This window comes from Nostoc sp. XA010 (assembly GCF_020829625.1).
Classification (GTDB): domain Bacteria; phylum Cyanobacteriota; class Cyanobacteriia; order Cyanobacteriales; family Nostocaceae; genus Nostoc.
Map to the genome: position 1 here is coordinate 1 of NZ_JAIVFX010000116.1, position 3992 is coordinate 3992.

General features: G+C 39.9%; 3 protein-coding genes and 2 pseudogenes. 1 reads left to right on the forward strand and 4 read right to left on the reverse strand.

The window, feature by feature from the left end; translation table 11 throughout:
- Positions 1-123 precede the first annotated feature (123 nt).
- From LC608_RS36370 to LC608_RS36385, 4 genes and pseudogenes are all read right to left on the reverse strand, one after another.
- Positions 124-414: an HNH endonuclease gene (locus LC608_RS36370; protein WP_374108502.1), complete on the reverse strand. Its 291-nt coding sequence runs from the start codon at positions 412-414 to the stop codon at positions 124-126.
- A gap of 379 nt (positions 415-793) precedes the next feature.
- Complete coding sequence (gene rsgA / locus LC608_RS36375; protein ID WP_229558143.1) at positions 794-1852, reverse strand: ribosome small subunit-dependent GTPase A; 1059 nt, start codon at positions 1850-1852, stop codon at positions 794-796.
- Positions 1853-2539: 687 nt separating this feature from the next.
- A pseudogene (locus tag LC608_RS36380) lies at positions 2540-2917 on the reverse strand (class I SAM-dependent methyltransferase); the annotation flags it as partial.
- A 124-nt stretch (positions 2918-3041) separates the two neighbouring features.
- Positions 3042-3284, reverse strand: a pseudogene (locus LC608_RS36385) (methyltransferase domain-containing protein); the annotation flags it as partial.
- Positions 3285-3608: 324 nt separating this feature from the next.
- Between LC608_RS36385 and LC608_RS36390 the strand changes: the two are divergent.
- Positions 3609-3818, forward strand: coding sequence for a hypothetical protein (locus LC608_RS36390; RefSeq protein ID WP_229558144.1), 210 nt, complete (start codon positions 3609-3611; stop codon positions 3816-3818).
- Positions 3819-3992 lie beyond the last annotated feature (174 nt).

The window sequence follows — 3992 nt, forward strand, 5'->3', positions numbered from 1 at the left end:
TAGCAGTGCCTCTAGTTCCTCTGCACTCTCTTTGATCTCTATCCGGGTTATCCCTGCCATCACACACCCCAAATGCTGCTTCTATACATTTACCATTTGTCGCATTCTTTTTTCAAATTGGTATTACCTGGGGAAAAGCTTTCTTACCCAAACCAAAAATTTCTGCATTTGTGGTTCATTTTTGAGCTTGTCTAAAGTGTTGAGTTCAAGGGCTAGCAGCTTGTTATCAAATAAAGCGTGAATCTGGCAATGGCAGGCAGAACAAATATTTGCTGTTGGGCCTGGGTCTTGTTTTTTGCGTTTGGTATTTTGTCGGGGAACTAAGTGATGGACAGTCAAAGATTCCATTTCTCTTTGGCAGAGTTGGCATTGCTTGTGTTGATTATTGACACCTGATGAATCATCAAACCCTATCTAATATCATAGCGATTACTAAACTAGGGCTTATCGACTCAACATAAAACTGCTCTGGAGTTAATCCAGAGCAGTTTTTGATAGAAGTAAATTATATAGGAGACTTTTAGTGTTGTCCCCGGTTTATCCATAGTAAATACCGTTATATGATACTCTTCACCTCAAGTTGCCTACTTTACGCAAAAAACGAATAATCTTGAAGTTGGCATTACAAAGGTTAGAGGTAGCATTAACCAGCGTATTACAGACGGCAACTGTGATTTTGAACAGATACCAAGGCTTGTAAGATTTATGAACTTGAAGTTAGAGGTGGGGATTGATTAAAAGGACGGGTAATATCCCCGTCCCGTAACAAAATCAGTTAATTATCTCAATGTCATCAACGCTTGTAATAATTTCGCATAGCTTTATGGATTTTCTTGGAGCGTTCTTTCTCATCTAATTGCGCCCGTTGGTCTTGTTTGCGAACAAGATAGTTAAGTTCTTTTTGCAATTTTTGGTAGCTGAGAAATCTAAAAAAATCAAGTTCTCCTTCAAGTAATGCTTGTTGCACTGTACAACCAGGTTCGTTATTGTGTTGACAATTACGAAAACGGCATTCTGCGGCTAAAGTTTCAATATCTGCAAAAGTTTCTTGCAAGCTTTCACCACCTGCCCAAATTTGAATTTCTCGCATTCCTGGGGTATCGATAATTAAGCCGCCTGTCGGCAGTAATATCAATTCTCGATTTGTAGTCGTGTGACGACCTTGGTCATCACCTCGACGCACTGGTTGCACAGCTTGTACTGATGCACCTTTTAGTTGGTTAGTCATAGTAGATTTACCCACACCAGAAGACCCTAACAAAGCAACTGTTTGTCCTGGCTGGAGGTATGATTTCAAGACATCCAGCCCTTGATTAGTGGTGGCACTCAATACTAAAATTGGTACTCCTTGGGCAACAGCTTCAACTTTTGAGAGATTATCTTCTAAAGAATTGCACAGGTCGGCTTTATTTAAAACGATGACTGGATTTGCACCACTATTGTTTGCCAAAATCAGATAGCGTTCAATTCTTCTGAGATTAAAGTCGCCATCAAGTCCACAAACCAAGAACACGGTGTCAATGTTAGCTGCAACAATTTGTTCTTCGGTTTTACTACCAGCGATTTTTCGTGAAAACTTGCTTTTTCTGGGCAAAATTCCGTGAATGCTAGCGTGTCCTTTTTCTCGCGGCTGAATGATAACCCAATCCCCAACAGCAGGAAAGTCTTGCCCAAAAATTGCTTGATGTCGCAGTTTCCCTGTAACTTCTGCTGTAAGTTCCCCCTGCTGGCTATAAACGATGTAAGTATTTCTGTATTCAATAGCAACCCTAGCAACGCTAAAACCTTGTTGGCTATAAGGTGCAAAACTGTGAGTAAAAAAGTCACTCCAGCCTAAAAAATCCAAATTCATTGATGTTTCCTCGATGTGTGCTGCTTTTCTAATAGACAAGGCGCACAGAGGCAGACACTTTTGTAGATGAATTTTTTAGTGTCTGTAAATTCGAGTATCATTCCTGCAAATGGAGGATTTAACGAAAATCTCTGCGCCTTGAGTTGGTTGAGTTTTTGAAGGGAACCCGGACAGCTAGTAATTGAGTCATCATTCTTCCTCCCTTATGTATTACAAAAATAATCTACATTACTACATTATCTCATTTCGGCAGAACTGGCATCAAATACTGTGATAGCTTGATAGTACCTCAGTAGATTGCTAGGCAATGTATTCCTTAAGCCATCATTGCTCAATTGGCGGGCATCCAGAAAACTAGTGGCCATAGTAGACTGCCCGGCTCGTTATTTTTGAGTAGGGCATCCGCGACTTTGAGCAAATGGCTTGACGGGTTACAGGATATGGTTGCTGACGATGGAGGAAGTAGCGTAGGCGCAGCCCGTCGTAGACATCGCTCTTAGGGGGCTTAGTCCACCAATCGTCTCCCCAATCGATTTTCTCTCTTATTTGCGAAAGTCTTGCTGATGTGAGCTATTGGAGTGATGAGTGGCGTGTTGGTGGGAAATCTGACGCGAAGTCACAGAAATAATAGGATTGCATTAATGGCTTTCATAACTAATTATTAGATATTGCCTAACTGTTAAAAATTTACAATGCTTTCTTAGTTGCACATCCAAAGTAGAGATGAGCTATCAAATCTGAAAAATTTTCAGGTGTGAACTGCTTTAGCCCTACATGGTCAAAATGCTGTTCTACTAATTTTTGAATATCTCGATTCAGGTGACATCCATCGGCTACGACTTTTTGAATTGGTGTGAGGCGATGCTGCCAAACCTGTACGCTAGGCTTATCACTCAACCCATGTTCCACGAAAAAGAACCTACCACCCGGTTTTAGTACTCGATAAACTTCTTGGAGTGCTTGCTGTACATTTGCAATACTGCACAAAGTCCAAGTGCTGACCACACTATCAAATGTATTGTCTGGCATCGGGAGATTTTCACTTGATAGCAGGAGTTGTTCAACTATAGACCTCTTGCAAAAGTCCCTAACACCCCACCCCCAACCCCTCCCCGCTCTTCGGGAGGGGAGCGTTTGCGTTAGCAAATACGGGGTGGGGTTCTTTATTTTTGATTTATGCAAGAGGTCTTATGATACCAGAGTCACTAATCCGCTTGTTTGCCAAAGCATTCATTCCAGGATTCACGTCAACTGTAGTGATTTTGTGAATACTATAAGGATAGTAAGCCAAATTTAATCCAGTTCCAAAACCAATTTCCAGAACTTCTCCTGTTACATCAGCTAACAATTCCTGACGATATTTAGCTAAGTTTGGAAGTGACAAACTCCAGTCGAGAAGACGTGGAAAGATAACTCGCGAGTACAACCCCATAATTCTTAACCCTTGACAATTTAATTTTATGCTTAGTAGGGACGTTGAGCGAGGAAATCTGTGGAACAGTGGATTATTGTTGCTATTGCTTAGTTATCTTTTATCTCTAAACCTTGCCACAGATACCAACAGCAATAGAACGGTAGGGTTTCCACATTTGTCCTAAATCTTCTAGAGTCTTTTTATTTGGCATGTAGAACCTTATAAACCTGCTAGCGGCTCTTTGTCCAGGGGTAGTGGTCGGTGTAGAAAGTAGCCTAATACTTGCTGTTTAAAGGTTCTATTCGTTGTAAAGTACTTTTCTAACAATTAAAAGGTGTTTTTATGCCTGATGATAATAAGGATTTAATTAGAGCTATCGAAGATTTAAATTCAACTGTCAGATCGGGATTTGTTCTCATATCTAATATTGTATTTTTAACAGCTTCATGTATTTCTGTTGCAACTTCAAATCTTTCTCCTTTTAATTTCTTTTCTCTCGGACTTATTTTTTTAATTATTAAGTTGATTAGCTGGTTTGCTGCTAAACGATAATACGTCTTAAACAATAAACTCTCCAGTTAAAGACTAGAAGGCTTTTAATTAAGTAGAACAAGGTGAAAAAACCAAACTATGTAAAGATAAGTAAATACGTATAATATATCCAGCAAGGTAACAGGGATATGGGTAGCCGTTTAAGGGTATTTCTGACCAGAGAACAAGATAAAA

What these genes read in the sequence shown, in the direction of transcription:
- rsgA (WP_229558143.1), bottom strand. Translation starts at nt 1,852, where the DNA reads ATGAATTTGGATTTTTTAGGCTGGAGTGACTTTTTTACTCACAGTTTT.
- LC608_RS36390 (WP_229558144.1), top strand. Translation starts at nt 3,609, where the DNA reads ATGCCTGATGATAATAAGGATTTAATTAGAGCTATCGAAGATTTAAAT.